The 18,762-nt window shown below is 50.6% G+C and carries 18 protein-coding genes; 5 read left to right on the forward strand and 13 right to left on the reverse strand.

Annotation, left to right across the window (positions count from 1 at the left end; genetic code table 11):
* From LQE92_RS14545 to LQE92_RS10595, 6 genes are all read right to left on the reverse strand, one after another.
* A complete protein-coding gene (locus LQE92_RS14545; protein WP_231062930.1) occupies positions 1-1,521 on the reverse strand; it encodes an ABC transporter permease subunit in 1,521 nt (506 codons plus the stop codon).
* Positions 1,511-2,890, reverse strand: a complete 1,380-nt coding sequence (locus tag LQE92_RS10575) for an ABC transporter permease subunit (protein ID WP_231062931.1) — start codon at positions 2,888-2,890, stop codon at positions 1,511-1,513. Before LQE92_RS10575 ends, LQE92_RS14545 begins: the two co-directional genes overlap by 11 nt.
* Complete coding sequence (locus LQE92_RS10580; protein WP_231062932.1) at positions 2,887-4,491, reverse strand: sugar ABC transporter ATP-binding protein; 1,605 nt, start codon at positions 4,489-4,491, stop codon at positions 2,887-2,889. Before LQE92_RS10580 ends, LQE92_RS10575 begins: the two co-directional genes overlap by 4 nt.
* Before the next feature lie 75 nt (positions 4,492-4,566).
* Positions 4,567-5,799, reverse strand: a complete 1,233-nt coding sequence (locus LQE92_RS10585) for a DUF3798 domain-containing protein (protein WP_231062933.1) — start codon at positions 5,797-5,799, stop codon at positions 4,567-4,569.
* A 97-nt stretch (positions 5,800-5,896) separates the two neighbouring features.
* Positions 5,897-7,099, reverse strand: coding sequence for an amidohydrolase (locus LQE92_RS10590; protein ID WP_231062934.1), 1,203 nt, complete (start codon positions 7,097-7,099; stop codon positions 5,897-5,899).
* 12 nt (positions 7,100-7,111) lie between these two features.
* The gene (locus LQE92_RS10595; protein WP_231062935.1) at positions 7,112-8,107 is read right to left on the reverse strand and encodes an agmatinase family protein; all 996 of its coding nucleotides are present in this window, start codon (positions 8,105-8,107) and stop codon (positions 7,112-7,114) included.
* Between the two features lie 379 nt (positions 8,108-8,486).
* Between LQE92_RS10595 and LQE92_RS10600 the strand changes: the two genes are divergently transcribed.
* Positions 8,487-9,644 (forward strand): AI-2E family transporter, encoded by a 1,158-nt coding sequence (locus tag LQE92_RS10600; protein WP_231062936.1) that lies wholly within the window; start codon positions 8,487-8,489, stop codon positions 9,642-9,644.
* A 2-nt stretch (positions 9,645-9,646) separates the two neighbouring features.
* Here LQE92_RS10600 and LQE92_RS10605 read toward each other — a convergent pair whose 3' ends face one another.
* Together LQE92_RS10605 and LQE92_RS10610 are read right to left on the reverse strand one after the other, a co-directional pair.
* Complete coding sequence (locus tag LQE92_RS10605) at positions 9,647-10,162, reverse strand: DNA-deoxyinosine glycosylase (RefSeq protein WP_231062937.1); 516 nt, start codon at positions 10,160-10,162, stop codon at positions 9,647-9,649.
* Positions 10,150-10,671, reverse strand: coding sequence for a nitroreductase (locus tag LQE92_RS10610; RefSeq protein ID WP_231062938.1), 522 nt, complete (start codon positions 10,669-10,671; stop codon positions 10,150-10,152). Before LQE92_RS10610 ends, LQE92_RS10605 begins: the two co-directional genes overlap by 13 nt.
* A 161-nt stretch (positions 10,672-10,832) precedes the next feature.
* Between LQE92_RS10610 and LQE92_RS10615 the strand changes: the two genes are divergently transcribed.
* The 4 genes from LQE92_RS10615 (at position 10,833) to LQE92_RS10630 (ending at position 13,967) form a co-directional block, all read left to right on the forward strand.
* Complete coding sequence (locus LQE92_RS10615; RefSeq protein ID WP_231062939.1) at positions 10,833-11,636, forward strand: polysaccharide deacetylase family protein; 804 nt, start codon at positions 10,833-10,835, stop codon at positions 11,634-11,636.
* Positions 11,637-11,900: 264 nt separating this feature from the next.
* Positions 11,901-12,581 (forward strand): zinc ribbon domain-containing protein, encoded by a 681-nt coding sequence (locus tag LQE92_RS10620; protein WP_231062940.1) that lies wholly within the window; start codon positions 11,901-11,903, stop codon positions 12,579-12,581.
* Between the two features lie 37 nt (positions 12,582-12,618).
* A complete protein-coding gene (locus LQE92_RS10625; RefSeq protein WP_231062941.1) occupies positions 12,619-13,032 on the forward strand; it encodes an EamA family transporter in 414 nt (137 codons plus the stop codon).
* A gap of 17 nt (positions 13,033-13,049) precedes the next feature.
* Positions 13,050-13,967 carry an NYN domain-containing protein gene (locus LQE92_RS10630; protein WP_231062942.1) on the forward strand — a complete coding sequence of 306 codons (918 nt, stop codon included), beginning with the start codon at positions 13,050-13,052 and terminating at the stop codon, positions 13,965-13,967.
* 36 nt (positions 13,968-14,003) lie between these two features.
* Here the strand turns inward: LQE92_RS10630 and LQE92_RS10635 are convergent, their stop codons facing one another.
* The 5 genes from LQE92_RS10635 to prfA all read right to left on the reverse strand — a co-directional run bounded on the left by LQE92_RS10635 (position 14,004) and on the right by prfA (position 18,751).
* A complete protein-coding gene (locus LQE92_RS10635; RefSeq protein WP_231062943.1) occupies positions 14,004-15,374 on the reverse strand; it encodes an aldehyde dehydrogenase in 1,371 nt (456 codons plus the stop codon).
* A gap of 2 nt (positions 15,375-15,376) precedes the next feature.
* On the reverse strand, positions 15,377-15,781 hold the full coding sequence (locus LQE92_RS10640) for a secondary thiamine-phosphate synthase enzyme YjbQ (RefSeq protein ID WP_231062944.1): 405 nt from the start codon (positions 15,779-15,781) through the stop codon (positions 15,377-15,379).
* 145 nt (positions 15,782-15,926) lie between these two features.
* A complete protein-coding gene (locus LQE92_RS10645; RefSeq protein WP_231063114.1) occupies positions 15,927-17,420 on the reverse strand; it encodes a Na+/H+ antiporter NhaC family protein in 1,494 nt (497 codons plus the stop codon).
* 14 nt (positions 17,421-17,434) lie between these two features.
* Positions 17,435-17,647: a DNA-directed RNA polymerase subunit M gene (locus LQE92_RS10650; protein ID WP_231062945.1), complete on the reverse strand. Its 213-nt coding sequence runs from the start codon at positions 17,645-17,647 to the stop codon at positions 17,435-17,437.
* A 30-nt stretch (positions 17,648-17,677) separates the two neighbouring features.
* Positions 17,678-18,751: a peptide chain release factor 1 gene (gene prfA, locus LQE92_RS10655; protein ID WP_231062946.1), complete on the reverse strand. Its 1,074-nt coding sequence runs from the start codon at positions 18,749-18,751 to the stop codon at positions 17,678-17,680.
* Positions 18,752-18,762 lie beyond the last annotated feature (11 nt).

An 18,762-nucleotide genomic window follows, 5' to 3' on the forward strand; every position in this document is an offset into this window, starting at 1 on the left:
CTATTCTTGTTCCTCCGATGGCAGCTTTTCCTGTTCCGGCCCGTCCGCGGCTTTGGATTTCTTCTTCTTGGCCGCGACTGCGTAAGAGATCAGTGAGAAGCAGATAACGCTGTACAGCATGAACGCCCGGAAATACTCGCTGTTCTGTGCATCTTCGAACACAGTCCCCACAGCGGAAGGAAGCACGATCAGGATCGTATGGAAAATGATGATCCCGAACAATGCCTGCTTGTTGGTGGCTTTCGTAACTGAAGCGCCGCCTACCAGAAGGGCTGCCACAGAATAAAGCGCTATATTGTTATGGGCCGCGTAGGTCTGCAGAGAGCCGATGCACTGCAGATAGATCAGCTGCCCGATCCCGGCAAACAAAGTGGACAATACAATAGCGTAGATACGCACCTTGTTAACATTGATGCCGGAGGCCGTAGCCACACTCATGCTCTGCCCCACGGTTCTCAGATTCTGGCCGATCTTGGTCTTGAGAATGAAGGTATTGAACAGGCAGAGCCCCAGAATTGCCAGATAGGTGGACATGGGGACTCTCACCTTAAGGATTGCCTTAATCTCATCCAGAGCTGCCTTGGAACCGGGATTTACATATTCCAGAGCCTGGAAGAAGATGATCACAGCCAGACAGACGGCCACGGCGATGACCGCCGATATCTTCAGATCCTCTTTTTTGAACTTCACGATCCGGTATACACTGAGGGCGATTGACAATACAGCTATGGCCATTCCCAGGTAATAGAAAATGATCATGAAATCCGCCGGTTTTTCTCCCGCCAGCATATAGGCGGTCATAGATGCCGCGCCCGCGAGGAAGGGAATCACAGATAAAAGCTTCCCGTGTTTCTTTCCCTCAAAGAATTTAAAATTAATCTTCCGGGTGAAGTGCAGGATAAACAGGCACATGATATAAGGGCCCGCGACTGCCAGCTTCCGGTTGAACAGGTTGTCTAAAGAGCTGGCGATCGTAATGTCAAAGGTATTCTTCACGCCGACTCCGCCAGAAATGATCAGGAACGGATTGTCAATATGGATCACGGTTCCGATAATGATCAGAAAGAAGAACATATAAATACCGGTAGCAAAAAAGCCAAGAATCATACCGGCTATCATTTCCTGCCCTTTCGTCTTGTTCAGCAGCTTTCCTGCCAGAAAACCGAAGAACAGAGAGAGAGGTATCAGCATCACCAGCGCGATCAGGAACCCGGAAAATCCGGAGAAAACAGCGCTCTGGGTCTGATATGCCCAGTTGGTCACGAAGAAAATAGCTATCTGAGCCGCCATAGCTCCGACCGTAATGGAAAAGTTAAGCCCCATGCCGGCTATGATCGGAATGATCAGCGCCAGGACCAGGAAGCTGTTCTGCCCCAGCCTTAAAAGCACCTGCTGGATCACGTAGGAAGGCTTCATCCCCGAAAGGGAATAGCAGATGATCGCAATGAGAATGAAAATGATCGCCGCGATATTTTTCTTGGCAAAGCTGCCCGCCTTTGCAAATTTACTGTTATTCTTCACTGGACGCACCTCCTGCCTTCGTCAACGCATACAAGATGATGCCGTTGGTAATGATGATACGGACAATTTCCGTGGGATCCATGCCGTCACCCAGACCAGACAGATATCTTCCTGCGATAGTGGGCCCCATGGTCAATATCCCCTGGAATAATACGACACCGATCAGCACATGGGATATCTTGGCCTGCTTTATACTCGCACCGCCGATCAGAATCGCAGCGATGGGAGGGAAGCACATATTAAGAGGCGCGTTGTAAAGCTGCAGAAATCCAAAGCTCTGTGCGTACACGAGGATGCCTACCGCCGACAGCATGATGCTCATGGTCGCGCCGATCATGCGCTGCTTGTTGATATTGATACCGCTTGCGCGGGCACAATCAGGATTGGAGCCTGCCGCGGCCATGGAAATCCCGGTCTTGCTCTTGTTGAAAAGCCACATGGCGAAACAGCAGAGAACCAGGAACACCAGCATACCCGTTGGAATTTCCATGGAAGTATTGGACTTAAAGGTGATATGTACGCTCAGCGCACTCCTGATGCCGTGCAGGAAGCCGATATCCGCAAAGGCGAGGACGGCGCAGACCACTGTGATCAGAGCAACGGAGATGATGCCAGTCTTCTTTCTTTCCTTCCGCGTCTTGTTGTAAGCGGCCAGTTCCTCATCCTTCATATTATCCAAGTCGATATCCCTCGTCCTGATGAATACCCAGTAAAGGACAATGGATACCACAAGCCAGATGACAAGCACGCCGACCGGTATCATCATGGTATCTCCCGCATTGTAGGATTTCGTTATGGCTCCGATATTATTGAGGGCGTTTCCAAAATACGGCTCCAAATTGATGGTATTACGAAGACCCTTTCCCATGGACCAGGTGATCGCATTGTTTGTAAAAGGAAGCAGGAGCCATCCGATGCACATGATGGCCACCATTGCATATCCGAAATATGTCGCTACCATCATTTCCGAATTCTTCACCCGGTTCATCAGGTAGCCAAACAAAAGCCCCATGGGGAAAGAAATGATCAAAGCGCATACGACCGCTACGGCAAATCCTCCGAGGCCGGTCATATTGAACTGGACGGCGATCAGCCCTCCCAGAAGTCCCGCCAGGATACCGAATGGAACGGCAAAATTAGGGCCGAGTCCCGACCGTATGGACGGTACCATACAGAGGACCAGCACACCATGCATACCGATTCTCGTCAATACATTGCTGATAGTCCCGGGCACTTCCTGCTTAGCCGTCATACAGAGCAGAAATACAAAGAACAGCGCCACGATCAGCCTGGAAATTCCTATGTTGGATATTACTTTCTTGATCTCCACCAGGGTGGAATTCTTCGGTTTCTTCGGTTCAGAGCTCATGATGTTTTCTCCGCCTCCTTTTCTGCCTTTGTACCTGCCATTGCCAGGCCGAACTTAGCGTCGTCCTCCCTTGGTGAAAGGATATCAGCCACTTTCCCGCCGCACACAATGACGATTCTGTCACAGATAGAACGAAGCTCCATAAGTTCACTGGACACCAGGATGATCGTGATGCCCTGATTCCAGCTGAGCTCCTTTAATTTATCCAGAACCAGCTTTTTGGCTCCGATATCAATTCCTCTCGTCGGCTCTGAAACGAACAGCACCTTCGGGTTCAGCGCGAGCGCTTTCGCCAGGCATACCTTCTGCTGATTCCCGCCGCTCAAGTTCTGGACCTGCTGTTTACGGCCCACACAGCGGATATCAAATTCATGAATCATCTGATCCGCGAACTCCGCGATCTTTTTGTTATTCCGGAACGAGAACAGCTTAAAATCAAAAAGATATTCCCTTTTGATCTGCATGGCGTTGAAGACCATATTGTCTTCTATGGATTCGGACAAAATAAGCCCGATTTTCTTCCGGTCCTCTGAAAGGAAAGAGATTCCTTTTTCCAATATTTTTTTTGTATGGTTCAGCGGGAGCGCCTTTCCCTCATATAAAAGCTCTCCCGATGCAGGATAAAGGCCCATGGCTCCGTTGGGGATTCCCAGCTTCCCCTGTCCGGCCAGGCCGCCGATCCCTATGATTTCTCCGCGTCTTACCTTCAGGTCGATATTCTTCACCTGTTCTCCCGGCATATCCACGGAGAAATTCCGAAACTCCAGCACAATGTCCGAATCATCAAACTTATCCACCCGGCCTGAGATATCGCTGTAGCTCACATTCCGTCCGACCATCATCTCGGCCAGCTGCACTGCATCCGTATCCTTTACCTGACAGTTGGTCACCAGGCTTCCGTCCCGGAGAATCGTGACCGTGTCGCATACGTCAATCACTTCCTGAAGCCTGTGGGTTATGAAGATGATCGCGATTCCCATGCCTGCCAGCCTCTTCATACTCTCCAAAAGTCTCGAAGCCTCGGTCTCGTTGAGCACTGCCGTCGGTTCGTCAAACACCAATATACGAACGCCTTTTTTGTCAATTTCCCTGGCGATCTCCAGAAACTGCATATGTCCGACGGGAAGCTCTCCCACCATCTCATCCGTGTCCAAATCCATTCCGACCTTATCCAGGGCCTCTTTCGTATCCGCTCGCATCTGTCCGTTGTCCAGGGATTCATAGCTTTTTCCTGCCACGCGGCTGACGGCATTCGGCTTCGTGACCTCCCTGTTCAGCTTCAGGTTCTCATATACAGCAAAACCAGGTATCAGCATAAATTCCTGATGTACCATACCGATTCCCAGATCCATCGCATGCTTCGGCGATGAGATATGTACTTTCTCGCCATCCAGACAGATTTCTCCCGTATATCCGCCGGTGTTATGGATCACCGGCATTCCAAAAAGAACATTCATCAAGGTGGATTTTCCTGCTCCGTTTTCACCTAAAAGGGCATGGATCTCACCAGGCTTTACTTTCAAATCTATCCCTTTCAGCACGGGGTTTCCTGAATATTCTTTTCCTATGTTTTTCATTTGCAGGACATAAGCATCACCCATGTTCTTATCCTCCATCCAAGGTGCGTTTTTTGTAAAAAGTCCCCCCTGAAGACTCCAGGAGGGACCTTTAATCTTTTAGTAGGTTACATACGTAGAGGAGAACAGGTAATAGTTGTCATAGGTATTACCCGTCTGGCTGTCCACAACATGATTTAAGGTAATTTCCGCACCGTTGGCAATATCATTCATACATTTCAGATAAGCTTCTTCATCATTCAGGCCGTTTGTGTTGCCCTTGATATACTCCAGAGCATACGCGACGCTGCCTACGATGATACTGTAGTCCGTAGGAGCGGCCCAGGTAGCGACTCTTCCTTCTCCGCCTTTTTCCTTCACTGATTTTGCCTCAGCCTCCAGAATATAAGGGACGTCTGCTTTCTTATCGTCCGGAATCTCAAGTCCCAGAGCTTCGGGAAGCGCATGGAGCGGAGACGGGCAGCACTGAAGCGGATAAAGAGAATTGTGTTCTTTGTCGTTTAAAATTGTAGTAATAATCGGAACCTGCAAAGAGCAGTTAGTCGCAAAGAACGCCACATTGTCTCCATACTCTTCCAGCTTACGGGGAAGGTCTTCCAGAATCCACTGCTGAGCACCGGAAACTCCCTGCTCACCCATGGGGTCAACACATTCTGCGTATACGAATTTCATTCCAAGCTCTTCACAGGATTTTTCAGCGTTGTCACGCTTCTGTACGACCAGCTCCTGGGCCATGTGACGGGCAAAGGAATAGAATACGAAGGTCTCTGCTCCCATTTCCTTTGCCTGCTTCGTCATCGAATAACCGATATTGGGATGGTCCGCGTCGATGGAGATATCCGCAGCCGTCGTGATAACGTTGGGATCTTCAAAAGGAACGCCTGCCACCAGCAGGATATCCTTGGTATTGGGATCGCTCTTGATCGCTTCAAACGCTACCTTTGTGCCGGGCACCGCCTGACATACGATGATAGCTTTCATATCCGGATCCTGGGCCATGTTCTTAATAGTCTGGATCACCTGCTGCTGCTCATCCTCAAATTTATCCGGATAAGTGGCAGTTACGATATGGTCTTCGCCGTAAAGAGTTTTCATGGACTGAGCTGCACGGTATTCTTCTTCCGTCTGAGCTACAGTACCAGTCACGATACCGATTTTATAGTTATCCGTATCCGAGCCGCCTGCTTCCTTGCTCTCGTCCGTCCCCTTGTTGTCCGCAGCCGCCGTTGTCTTGCCGCCGTCTGTCTCATTGTCATCCGAGTTTTTGCTGCCGCAGCCTGCCAGGCTGAGTACCATCACCAGGGACAGCAGCAGTGCCAATAATTTTTTCATGCTTCTTCCTCCTTTAATAATTTATAAGAAAGGCGCCTGCGTTCAGATGCGGGCGCCTTTGCCTCATCTCCATACTGAAGTCTTGTCTTCCCGTCTATTAAAACGTACCAACTGCGTTTCCGTAAAGCGCCAGCTCGCAAAGAAGCGCCGACTCCAGAGCATCTTCATCAATATCAAATCTGGGGGTGTGTACCGAAGCGCAGATCCCCTTGTTCCGGTTTCCGCAGCCTATATAGGCGAAGCATCCCGGCGTATGGTTCAAGAAATAAGCGAAATCCTCGCCGCCCAGATCAGGCCTGCATATCTCCACATGGAAGCCGGCCCTTTCCATGGCCTTAACCGCTTGTTCTGATACCTGCCGGTCATTGATCACTGCCGGATAGCCTTTTTCGTATTCCAGCTCATAGGTCGTCCCATAGATTTCGCAGACCCCTTTCAAAACCGTGTGTATCTTCTCTTCTATCCTGGCTCTCGCTTCCGCGCTGAAGGTCCGGACCGTTCCCAAAAACACCGCTTTGTCCTGAAGGACGTTGTACACCTTTTCTCCGGAATGGAACGTGCATATACTGACTACTGCCGAATCCAGCGGGTTCAGGAAGCGGGAAACAATATTTTGAAGCGCACAGACGGCAGCGGCTCCTGCCAGCAGTGCATCCGCCGCCAGATTGGGATCGGCTGCGTGAGCTCCCCTGCCATGGATGGTGACTGTAATGCTGTCTGCATTGGCCATGATGGCTCCTGTGGTAGTCCGTATGGTGCCGGTCTCCGTCTCCCCCTGAAAATGGAGGGCAAAGACTTCGTCCAGCCCGTCAGCAAAACCCTGATCCACCATGGATTTCGCTCCTCCCGGAGCCAGCTCCTCCGCCGGCTGGAAGAATAATCTCACCGTTCCGTGTACCAACTCTTTATGTTCTGTGAGCGCCTCCGCCAGCCCCAGCAGCACCGCCGTGTGGCCGTCATGTCCACAGGCATGCATCACGCCGGGAACCTGGGAGCGGTAAGGCACATCATTGGCCTCCTGTATCTCCAGAGCGTCCATGTCCGCCCGGAAGCCTATATTCTTTCCCGGCTTTCCGCCCGTGACCGTTGCGACGATCCCATAGTTTCCTTCACAAAGGACATAGGGCACGCCTATCCGTTCCAATTCCTTCTTCACATACGCCGACGTGTTCTTTTCACAAAAGGGAAGCTCCGGATGCATATGAAGATGCACTCGGTGTTCGATCATTTTTTCCCGGTACTGTCCCGCAAGTCTTTTCAGTTCATCCAATACCATTTCGTCTCTGCCCCTTCCTGCCATATTAACTGTCTCTCACCGGAACTCAAAAAGCCTCGGCTTAAGGAAATTGATCAAAGTGCTGGCCGCCAGCCTGTTGGTGGAACCGGTGGGGTCACAGGGCGGTGACACCTCTACCATATCGATTCCGCCGATGCAGGAAGCGTCCCCGAGGATGCTTCCGATCTCCAGAAGCTCCACGGCCGTGATTCCTCCATATACATAGCTGCCCGTCCCGCATCCATAAGCCTGATCCAATATGTCGATATCAATGGTGGCATATACCACATCACAACCTTCTGATGCGATAGCAATGGCTTTTTCCATCACCGCGCGCACACCGTCCCTGCGGATATCATCAATGGTATACAAAGCAGCTCCGCCGTTTACCGCGTGATCATAACACTCCGCTCCAGTCGTTCCGTTCAGGCCTACAAAGACCATATGCTTCAGATCAAAGCTTTCCAGCTCACTGATGCGCCGCGCCGGAGAGCCCTGATAATATTTTCCCCATGTATCGTTCTCATCGTACATGTCCATGTGAGAATCAATATGTAAATAGCCGATCTTCACATCCCTGCCCATGCGTTTTTTATATCCCTGCTCAAAACCCTTCACGACAGGATAAGCGATATAGTGATCTCCGCCCAGAGTGACGGGAAACGCGCCCTTTTCCACGATCTTTTCAATGGTGCCGGCCACTTGTTCCGTCGTCTTCATCACGTCCGTGGGATACACACGGATATCTCCGATATCCTTTACGATCTCTTTAGGCGGTGCCAGCATCCTTTTCTTCGTGCACACATCTACGACCTCCCCGTCAATGGCACAAAGATGGTAAATAAAGTGCTTGGTCTCCTCCCGAATCGCATTGGGAGCGTATCTGGGTCCCGGCCTGGTGCCGATGGTCACATCATAAGGAACTCCGGATACAACGTAATCTCCCTCCTTAATTTCATCCAAGGTCACATACGGCGCCCGCAGAAACGTATTGATTCCGCTGAAAGATGGATACAGGATTCTCTCGTCCATAGTCTTGCTTTCTCCCCTCACTGTTATTTGTAATCTGCCATCTCCCTGTCTTCTGCTTTGGCCTCCTTGACATGATTTCCGCAATTATCAGACTGAAATTTAAAAAAACGCTCAGTATCCGGGATACCAAGCACCATTGCTTCTATCTTTTTTACTTCAGCCCATCAGGGAACAGCATTTTCTTATTATTCATTATATCATTTCATAGTTTTTTAACAAATGCTTGTTGTCTATATGCTTATAGCTTTCATGTCCATGCCTCGGGCCGCAATTGTTTCCCCCTGCCGGACAACATATTTTCTTGAATACCAGCGGGCTTTATAGTAAGATAAATACGATTGGAACATCATCTCTAAGAAAGGGCTGACGAATATCAACTATGGAACTAAATAAGAACAACTCAAAAAAGATACTCGGATTCATTGCATTCGGAATCCTTCTGTTTGTCGGGCTGGAGCATCTGAGCATCGTTGGAAACGCTTTCCGATGGGTCCTCGGCCTCCTCTTCCCGTTCCTCCTGGGTGCATGTATCGCTTTCATCCTGAACGTACCCATGAGGCTGCTGGAGGAAAAGGTGTTCCGAAAGCTTAAAGGGCGGAAGGTCTGGGACCTCATACACAGGCCCGTCTGCATGCTGCTGTCCATTATTGTTGTACTGGCGGCCTTGTGCCTTGTGATCTTTTTAGTCGTCCCCGAACTGATCCGGACCATCACCATACTGAGCAAAAGTGTCCCCGTATTCATGGAGAACGCACAGGCCTGGCTGATACAGCTGGCTGAGGATTGGGACATCTCCACGGAGCGGCTGGAAAGCATTAATATCGACTGGAAACAGATGCTGGAGACCATAGGAAAATTCCTCCAGGACGGTGCGACCACCGTCGTCAATACCACTATCGGAGTCACCGCCTCCATTGTGAGCGGAGTCGTCAACTTCTTTCTGGCGTTCATCTTCTCTTTGTATATCCTGGCTTCCAAAGAAAAGCTCGGCGGTCAGTTCCGCAAGCTGCTCCAGGTATTCCTTCCGGAGAAAAGAGCCGGTCAGTTTCTCCGGGTCTGTACTGTCTCAAACCGTATTTTCTCGAGTTTCGTAACAGGACAGTGCACAGAAGCTGTCATACTGGGTGTCCTGTGCTTCCTGGGCATGACCATCCTGCGCCTTCCTTACGCGATGGTAATCGGCACACTGGTGGGCTTCACCGCCCTAATTCCCGTATTCGGAGCTTTCATCGGGTGTTTTATCGGCGCCTTCCTGATTCTGATCGTCAGTCCGGTCAAAGCTGTCGTCTTCATCGTCTTTTTGATGCTCCTTCAGCAGCTGGAGGGCAATCTGATATATCCAAAGGTAGTGGGCACTTCCATCGGGCTTCCCGGTATCTGGGTGCTGGTGGCCGTGACCTTGGGCGGGAGCATGTTCGGAATCGCAGGTATGCTGCTGTTTGTCCCGCTCTGCTCCGTCATCTACACGCTTCTGAGAGAATCCGTTTACCGCCGTTTAAAGCCTGCTCCTTCGTCAGATCATAAACAACAGCCCTGAGGTCAGGGAAGCCACGCTTCCCTCCACAGGGCTGTAAGTCTCTCCAGAGAATACGCCGCGTTGGCCGGACTCGTGGACGGCAGCTTCACCGCCTGCCGCCCGGTCCTTTTCTCCAGATATTTTTCATATAATTTAAAGGACGTTCCTCCGTTGCAGAAAATCACCTGGATATCCGCAGCGTCCAGGATCACGGACAGATCATTGGAAACCACGTTTTTTATGCTGCTGTCACTGGAACCGTCAATGTCGCAGCTGGCTATCACATCCCATACAGCTATCTGATTCTCCAGCAGAAACTGCTTTTTCTCTTCCACCGTTTCCGGGACATATCCTTCGCAGCTGTTCCCGCTGCAGGTGCAGGCTCCATATACCGCCGCCAGCACTTTCCAGAACCGGTTCTGAGGATGATGATAAAAAAATCTTCCTTCGCGGGACTTGACTGAAGGAAAGCTGCCCAGGATCAGAATCTTTGAATTCCTGTCATATACCGGCGGAATCTCGTGTACTACTTTATCCATAGTATATAGCCCTCTTTTCTCGGCTTCGTCTCCGGATATTCTCCGTCAATATAGCCCAGCAGACAATGTCCGATGCCCTCATACTGGTCATTCAGCCCCCACTCCTCAAGCAGCTCCTGTCCTTCCCGGGTCTTGAAGACTTCCTTCGCCCTGTGTATCCAGCAGGAGCCAAGCCCTATGGCATGAGCCGCGTTCAGCAGGTTCCCCATCACCAGGCTGCCGTCCTCTCTGTATGTGGGCCGGCTTGTATGAGCCAGAACTACGATAACCGTAGGAGCTCCATAAAAAGGGTCTGTATCCGTTCCCATAACATCCGCATTCATCCGGGAAAGCTTTTCTATCAAAGCCTTATCCTGTATCACCACCATCACCGGTGACTGCATATTCATACCCGTGGGCGCGTACGTCCCCGCCTCCAGCACCTGTTTCAGCTCCTCTTCGGAAATCTGTTCCGTTCTATAGCTCCGTATGCTGCGCCTCGTCTTTAAGTCCTGCAGTGTCTCTTTCATACGATACCTCCTTTCAGATGTACAAATATGGGATCCATTTCCAAGATTATAGCACATTCCAAGGTTCACATCAAACCGTCCATTCTCTTTTTATCCGGGAATGTCCCGCCGTTCTCCGCATACATTGTAACAATAACAGTTTTTGAAAGGTCAGCGTAAACATGAGATTTATACGTAGCCCGAAAAAGAAGCCCTCGAAAAAAGAACTTCTCCGCCGCATAGCGGAAAATGGCTTCTTGTGGCTGGCTGTCTTCATTCTGGCCGCCGGTGCCATTCTCTATATCCCCGCGGCCATTTCCGCCGGCAGTACCGTCGGCACCAGAGAGCTTCCCATCTACAGTGTAGATACCGACCGGAAACAGGTCGCCCTCAGTTTTGACGCCGCCTGGGGAAATGAAGGCACCAGGACCATCATGGATATCCTCCGGAAGCATAACATAAAATGCACCTTTTTCATGACCGGAGACTGGGTGGAATCCTATCCGGAGGATGTAAAATTCATTTCTTCGGAAGGCCACGATCTGGGAAACCACAGTGAGACCCATCCCAATATGAGTGAATTGAGCCCGGATGAAATCAAATCTGAGCTTATGTCTGTACATAGCAAGGTAAAACAACTGACCGGGGTGGAAATGACCCTGTTCCGTCCGCCTTACGGGAATTATGACAACAACGTAGTGCTGACCAGCAAAGAATGCGGATACTATTGCATTCAATGGGATGTGGACAGCCTGGACTGGAAGGATTACGGCACAGAAAACATTGTTAAGACCGTCCTCAACCACAAAAATCTCCATAACGGTTCCATTATCCTGATGCACAACAACGCCAAGTACACGCCAGAAGCTTTGGAAGCCATTATTACAGGACTCCAGAACCAGGGATATGAACTGGTCCCCATCTCTCAGCTGATATACAAAGACAGCTATCACATTGACCAAACCGGCCGGCAGATCCATGACTAACATTTCCTATTATCCATTAAAGCTGCTCCGGCAGCGTTTATTTTTGATACGGCCGTTCCGGCGATATGGCACTAGTGGTTGCCATATCGCCTTTTTCCGTATATCCAGGCCCAGAAATGGACAATTTAAAGATATGAGGCCCTTTTGTCCGCCTGTGCCGTTCTCCCGAAACATTTTCATTGAGTTTTGCCTGCCGCTGGCTTATAATGGTAGTATTGCATTTGGACACTTGATCATGGCAAAGGAAAGAAAGGCGGTTTGACTATGTATTGTACTACTTGCGGCAAAGAGCTCTCCGATGGCGCAGCCGTCTGTGATGAATGCGGTACCGTATTCACTCCTGACGGACAAGCAAAGGCTCCCGCGGAAGATATATCCGGACAGGGCGCTGCCTGGGATAACGGCAGCGAAAACACGGCTGGAGGCACATCCGAAGACGGCAGTTCCGAAGAACCTCATCGTCCTTATATGGATTATCAGCCATTTTCAGACCAGAATGAAACGAACTTTCAGGCCGGGCAGAACTCCTTCGAAGAATATGGGAATCAGCAGGGCTCTTATGAGCAGAATCCATATGGACAGAACCCTTATGGACAAAATCCCTATGGACAAAATCCTTATGGACAAAATCCCTACGGACAAAATCCTTACGGGCAGAACACCTATAAGAAGGACGGCAGAGAAGAAGGCCATACAGGCCTTGCCATCGCTTCACTTGTCCTCGGCATCATCGGCACCTGCTGCTGCTGCCTTCCTCTGCTCTGCATACCCATCGGCATCATAGGGCTGATATTTGGCATAATCGGCATGAAATCCAGTTCCCGCGGGCTCGCCATTGCCGGCCTGGTCCTCAGTTCCATCGCTCTGGTCCTCGGCGTGATGATGATACTGGTGATGATCGTCAGCGGTGATTCCTACATTTCCTACTATTGGAACTGGTATTAATTGAAAACGAGGCGAAAGTATGAATGGAGGCAGACGTATGTGGTTTTGGTTTGCGATTCTGTCGGCGGTATTTGCCGCGCTGACATCGATCCTGGCAAAACTGGGAATCGAGGGGATTAATTCCAATCTGGCCACCGCGATCCGCACCGTAGTGGTGCTTGTTATGGCCTGGGGAATCGTATTCATGACAGGAGCTCAGCAGGGGATTTCCGACATCTCCGCAAAAAGCTGGATCTTCCTGGTGCTGTCCGGGCTGGCGACGGGCCTGTCCTGGATCTGCTATTACCGCGCGCTGCAGCTCGGCGACGCATCTAAAGTGGTGCCGATCGATAAATTCAGCGTAGTGATCTCCATCGTCCTGGCATTCGTGATTCTTCACGAAGCAGTGACATGGAAAGCGGTCCTGGGAGGAATCCTGATAACCGCAGGGACCTTTGTGATGATTCTCTGATAAAAAAAGGGGTATTTATGGATAAGGAATTAAAATTCGCGATATTGATCGACGCAGACAACATTTCAGAAAAATACATTAAGATCATTCTGGATGAAACCGCCAAAAGCGGAGTGGCAACCTACAAAAGAATCTACGGGGACTGGACCAATCCCCAGCTGAACTCCTGGAAGAATGTCCTTCTGGACAATTCCATCATCCCTATCCAGCAATATGGATACACCACCGGCAAGAATTCCACCGATTCGGCCATGATCATCGATGCGATGGATATCTTATATTCCGGAACGGTGGACGGTTTCTGCATCGCTTCCTCAGACAGCGATTTCACCCGTCTGGCGGCAAGGCTCCGGGAATCCGGCATGCATGTAATCGGTATGGGGGAAAGCAAGACGCCGAAGCCCTTCATCTCTGCCTGCAACCAGTTTAAATATCTGGATATCCTTTTGTCCAATCTTCAGGAGGAGGAAGCCGCAGACGCTCAGGATCCAGAAAGTGAACCGGCGGCGGAAGCCGATAAGCTGGAAATGCCTGTTTCCAGAAAGGGAAGAACTTCCGCAAAAAAGGCCAGCAGTTCGGTTTCCAAGCTAAAAACCGAGTCTTCCGTATTGTCTGCCGCCTCAGTATCCTCCTCTTCCCGTCTGAAAAAGAAGGGACCTGAACCCCAGACTAACCTGAAGATGATCAAAAAGGCGATTCTCTCCCTGGTGGAAGAATGCTCCGACGACGACGGCTGGATCTTTTCGGCAGAACTGGGGAATCAGCTCGCTAAACGCTTCCCGGACTTTGACGTACGGAACTTTGGCTTTTCTAAATTCACTCCGTTCATCAATTCTCTTGATCTATTTGAAGTGAAGAGAAATCAGGCCAGCTCCAACAGTAACGTCCAGCTGGTATATTTCAAGATAAAAGAATCTGCTAAAAAAAGACCATAGGACATGGCTGGCATGTACTACGGTCTTAAAAAGCATTCATTTCAGGAAAAGCCTAAGAAGCTTTTCCTTTTTTTTCGTATAGGGCTGATAGCGGATCGGCATATCTATCCAGTTGTATTTTTTTACAATGCTCTTTTCATGGCTGAAAGTCTCAAAGCTCTTTTTCCCGTGGTAGCTCCCCATCCCGCTGGCACCTACGCCGCCGAAACCCATTCGGGAAGTAGCCAAGTGTATAATGGTATCATTTACGCAGCCGCCGCCGAAGCTAAGAGAACTGAGAAGCCGTTTCTCCACTTCTCTCTTTTTGGTAAAAATATAGCACGCAAGAGGCTTTTCCCTCACCTGGACGAATTTCTCCGCCTCGCCGATTTCCCGGAAAGTGAGCACCGGCAGCAGCGGGCCGAAAATCTCCTCCTTCATGACCGGAGCATCCGCCGCTGCTTCATCCAGGACTGCCGGAGCAATCTGGAGTGTCTCCCGCCGGTATTCTCCTCCTGTCAGGAGTTTCTCTCCCTCCATGAGACCCAGGAGCCTGTTAAAATGCTTTTCATTGACAATCTTCGGATAATCCGGATTCTCCAAGGGCCGTTCTCCAAACATGGAGCGGATCTCCTTTTCCAGCAGAGTCAGAAAAGGCTCTTTTACGGACTCCTGAATAAGCAGATAATCAGGCGCTACACAGGTCTGCCCCGCGTTCAGATATTTCCCAAAAGCCAACCGTCTGGCAGCCGTCTTAAGGTCTGCGGACTCTTCCACGATACAGGGGCTCTTTCCCCCCAATTCCAGCGTGACCGGCGTCAGATTCCGGGATGCCTTTTCCATCACCAGTTTTCCCACCTTCACGCCTCCCGTGAAAAAGATATAATCAAAACGCTGCTCCAGGAGCGCCGTATTCTCTGCCCGGCCGCCCTCTACAACCGCCACATATTCCGGCGGGAACACGGCCTTTATCAGCTCTCGTATGGCAGCTGATGTAGCCGGCGCATATGCAGACGGCTTCAGGACGCAGCAGTTCCCGGCCGCCAGCGCACCCGCCAGAGGTTCAAGACACAGCATAAACGGATAATTCCAGGGAGACATTACCAGCGCGGACCCATAGGGCTCAGAGACCGTAAAGCTCCTGCTGTGGAACTGTGCAAGCGGCGACAGCTTCATTTTCGGCCTGCAAAAGCTCTTTAAATGCTTCCGGAGATAACTCAGTTCAGCCAATGTCATGCCAGTCTCTGTCATATAGGACTCAAAGCCCGATTTATTCAAGTCCTTTTTAAGTGCCGCGTGGATCTGCGGCTCCCGCCTCTTTATTTCTTCCTGCAGCCGTTCCAGCGCATTCAAACGAAATGCCACAGGTCTTGTTGCGCCTGTGGCAAAATAATCCCGCTGTTTCTCTACAATCTTCTGAATCTCCACGTCTATCCCTCCATCACCTTCACATAAAAGGTACGCTGCCTGGGCCCGTCAAACTCGCATAAGTAAAGATCCTGCCATACCCCGAGAATCATCTCGCCCTCTTCCAGGATCAAGGTCACCGAAGCTCCCATGGTAGAAGCTTTTACATGGGCGTGAGAATTCCCTTCATAGTGGCGGTACCGGATATCCTTCGTAGGATAGGCATGCTCCATGGCATACAGCATGTCCTGGATGACATCCGGATCCGCGTTTTCATTAATCGTCAAGGCGGCGGTAGTATGCGGGCAGTGTACGATGATGACTCCGTTCTTGATACCGCTCTCTTTGATGTCCTTTTTTACCGTATCGGTGATTTTCACCATGTCCCTGCGCTCTGAAACAATGATATTATGCTTAAACAAATTCATAAAATCCCTCCAATACTTATCCCTTCCCCTCAGAAGGTCCTCGCACATCGACTTTAATTCTAGTATAGCACAATTCTAAATAAATCAAAGGGCTTTCGTATGAATTGTTTCTGCTGCACAAGGCCCCAGCCAGACAGCAAAGCTCCTATATTTCCGTTTTTTTTCCGTTCCGTCCCACCATAAGCAGCACTGCCGCCAAAGCCGCAAGCCCGACCAGCGTCCCCACCCAGCCATTTTTCGTAAATCCAGCCGCAAAATACCCGGCCAGACAGCATGCCGCCACCGTAAGAGCATAGGGTATCTGAGTCGATACGTGGCTCAAATGATTGCACTGGGCTCCCGCCGAAGCCAGGATTGTCGTATCTGAAATGGGAGAAATATGGTCTCCGCACACGGCCCCCGCAAGAATGGATGCCGTAGCAATAGTCAGCATATTGATATCTCCGGCATCGAATACCACGAACGCGATAGGGATCAGTATGCCAAAGGTCCCCCATGAAGTACCGGTAGCAAAAGACAGCCCAGTGGCCACGGCAAAGAAGATAGCGGGAAGGAGCATGCTGATCAGTGCGCTGCCCCCGACTGCCCCGCGGACAAAGCTTCCGATGTCCAGATACTCCTCACGGCATATGCCGGATAAAGTCCATGCAAGACAGAGTATCATAATGGCCGGAGTCATCGCCTTAAATCCCTCCGTAAAGCTTTCGCAGAACTCCCGGAAGGAGATCACTCTTCTGGGAAGATACAAAAGGAAGGTCACAACAAGGGTGAAAAAGGAACCCAGCACCAGACTTCTGGCAGAATCACAGTTCGCAAATGCCTCCACGATTCCGGCTCCGTCCAGGATCCCTCCCGTGTACAGCATACCGCTGATACAAAACAGGATGAGAACCGCGATCGGCAGAACCAGATCAATCACCTTTCCTCTGCCGCTGATGCGAAGCTCCTCTCCGGAGACCGCAGTTTCCTCCCCTTCTCTCGCCGTCTTTTCTTCATACCTTCTCATTGCACCGTAATCGATATTCCGTATGATCAGATAAAGCATGAAAATTATGGTCAGAATTGCATAGAGATTAAAAGGAATCGTCCTGATAAACAGGCTGAAGCCGTCGATCCCGCTCCCTTCAGGCAGGGACGAGCCTACCGCCGCCGCCCAGCTGGAGATTGGCGCAATGATGCAGACAGGCGCCGCAGTGGCGTCAATGATATAAGCCAGCTTCGCTCTGCTGATTTTATATTTATCTGTCACAGGCCTCATGACCGTTCCTACAGTCAGGCAGTTGAAATAATCGTCCACAAAGATCAATGATCCTAAAAGTACCGTGGACAAGAGGGCTCCCCTCTTTGATTTTATGACCTTGGATGCCCAGTTCCCATAGGCCTTTGACGCGCCGGATTTGGTGATCAGCGCCACCAGGATGCCTAAAAGTACCAGAAATATTAGGATGTCCACATTTCCGCCGATTTTGTCACCCATGATCGAGAACGTAGTCTCCACCGAAGCCAGCGGCTGAAATCCGGTCACCAGCAGTGCCCCGGACACAATGCCGATCAGCAGTGAAAGGTAGACCTCCTTTGTGATCAATGCCAGCGCGATCGCCACAACAGGAGGCAGAAGCGCCCAAGCTGTACCTGCCATCATACCCCTCCAATCTATTTAATTTTATTATTCCCCGTCTTCTGCCGGTTATGACCGCGGTAAGATTCCGAAAGCCTTTCCCTGTCCTCCGGATCCATTTCCACCCATTTTGTATAAGGAACATCGCATATCTTCATCGCCGTCCCGCAATGATAGCAGTTTGCTTTCAGGAACTTGGATACCACTCTCGCCTTACCGCACTCCGGACATATGAACACCCGAATCACTGTACTCCCTCTTTTCCGCGGCCTGCCATATCATATCTCCTGCAGACTGCTCAGCTTAGCAGCCTGGTCGGCCGCGATCAGACTGTCAATGATCTCATACAAATCCCCGTCCATGACGGAATCAATCTTGTAGAGGGTCAGCTTGATCCTGTGCTCTGTCACCCGTCCCTGCGGGAAATTATATGTCCTGATCTTCTCAGAACGGTCGCCCGTTCCGATCTGGCTTCTTCTTTCTTCCGCTTCCGCATTCTGCTTCTTTGCCAGCTCAAGGTCATATAACCGGGAACGCAGCACCTTCAGCGCCTTATCCTTGTTTTTAAGCTGTGATTTCTCGTCCTGACAGGAGATAACGATCCCGGTGGGAATGTGGGTCAGCCGGACTGCCGAGTCCGTCGTATTTACACACTGTCCGCCGTTTCCGGAAGCACGGAACACGTCAAATTTACAATCGTTCATATCGAGCTGAACATCCACCTCTTCCGCCTCCGGCATGATTGCCACCGTGCTGGTGGAGGTGTGGATACGGCCGCCGGATTCCGTAGCCGGTACACGCTGTACCCGGTGGACTCCGCTCTCATACTTGAGTTTAGAATAGGCGCCGTGGCCGGAAATCATGAAGATCACTTCCTTCATGCCGCCAATCCCGCTCTCATTTACGCTGATCATCTCCACCTTCCAGCGGTTTCGCTCGGCGAAACGGCTGTACATCCGGTAAAGTTCCGCGGAAAACAGAGCCGCTTCATCCCCGCCGGCGCCGGCGCGGATCTCCACGATAACATTCTTATCGTCATTGGGGTCCTTGGGAAGAAGCAGGATCTTAAGCTCCTTCTCCAGTTCTTCTATCTTTTTCTTCGCAGATGCCAGCTCTTCCTTGAGCATCTCACGCATCTCCTCGTCGTTCTCATCCTCCAGCATCGCCAGACTGTCCTCTGCGTCCTGCCTGGCTCCTTTATAATCCTTGTATGCCTCCACAATAGGAGCCAGATCCGTCTGTTCCTTCATCAGTCTGCGGAACTTCGTCTGGTCCTCCACTACATAAGGATTATTCAGCTCTTCCATTATTTCCTCGAACCGAACAAGAATATCATCCAGCCTGTCGAACATGGCAGTTCCTC

The organism is Lientehia hominis (assembly GCF_021044755.1).
In the GTDB taxonomy this organism is placed as follows: domain Bacteria; phylum Bacillota; class Clostridia; order Lachnospirales; family Lachnospiraceae; genus Lientehia; species Lientehia hominis.

Excerpts from the sequence above, each read along its gene's own strand:
- LQE92_RS10575 (WP_231062931.1), bottom strand. The coding sequence starts at position 2,890 with ATGAGCTCTGAACCGAAGAAACCGAAGAATTCCACCCTGGTGGAGATC.
- LQE92_RS10580 (WP_231062932.1), bottom strand. The coding sequence starts at position 4,491 with ATGGGTGATGCTTATGTCCTGCAAATGAAAAACATAGGAAAAGAATAT.
- LQE92_RS10585 (WP_231062933.1), bottom strand. The coding sequence starts at position 5,799 with ATGAAAAAATTATTGGCACTGCTGCTGTCCCTGGTGATGGTACTCAGC.
- LQE92_RS10590 (WP_231062934.1), bottom strand. The coding sequence starts at position 7,099 with ATGGCAGGAAGGGGCAGAGACGAAATGGTATTGGATGAACTGAAAAGA.
- LQE92_RS10595 (WP_231062935.1), bottom strand. The coding sequence starts at position 8,107 with ATGGACGAGAGAATCCTGTATCCATCTTTCAGCGGAATCAATACGTTT.
- LQE92_RS10600 (WP_231062936.1), top strand. The coding sequence starts at position 8,487 with ATGGAACTAAATAAGAACAACTCAAAAAAGATACTCGGATTCATTGCA.
- LQE92_RS10605 (WP_231062937.1), bottom strand. The coding sequence starts at position 10,162 with ATGGATAAAGTAGTACACGAGATTCCGCCGGTATATGACAGGAATTCA.
- LQE92_RS10610 (WP_231062938.1), bottom strand. The coding sequence starts at position 10,671 with ATGAAAGAGACACTGCAGGACTTAAAGACGAGGCGCAGCATACGGAGC.
- LQE92_RS10615 (WP_231062939.1), top strand. The coding sequence starts at position 10,833 with ATGAGATTTATACGTAGCCCGAAAAAGAAGCCCTCGAAAAAAGAACTT.
- LQE92_RS10620 (WP_231062940.1), top strand. The coding sequence starts at position 11,901 with ATGTATTGTACTACTTGCGGCAAAGAGCTCTCCGATGGCGCAGCCGTC.
- LQE92_RS10625 (WP_231062941.1), top strand. The coding sequence starts at position 12,619 with ATGTGGTTTTGGTTTGCGATTCTGTCGGCGGTATTTGCCGCGCTGACA.
- LQE92_RS10630 (WP_231062942.1), top strand. The coding sequence starts at position 13,050 with ATGGATAAGGAATTAAAATTCGCGATATTGATCGACGCAGACAACATT.
- LQE92_RS10640 (WP_231062944.1), bottom strand. The coding sequence starts at position 15,781 with ATGAATTTGTTTAAGCATAATATCATTGTTTCAGAGCGCAGGGACATG.
- LQE92_RS10645 (WP_231063114.1), bottom strand. The coding sequence starts at position 17,420 with ATGGCAGGTACAGCTTGGGCGCTTCTGCCTCCTGTTGTGGCGATCGCG.
- prfA (WP_231062946.1), bottom strand. The coding sequence starts at position 18,751 with ATGTTCGACAGGCTGGATGATATTCTTGTTCGGTTCGAGGAAATAATG.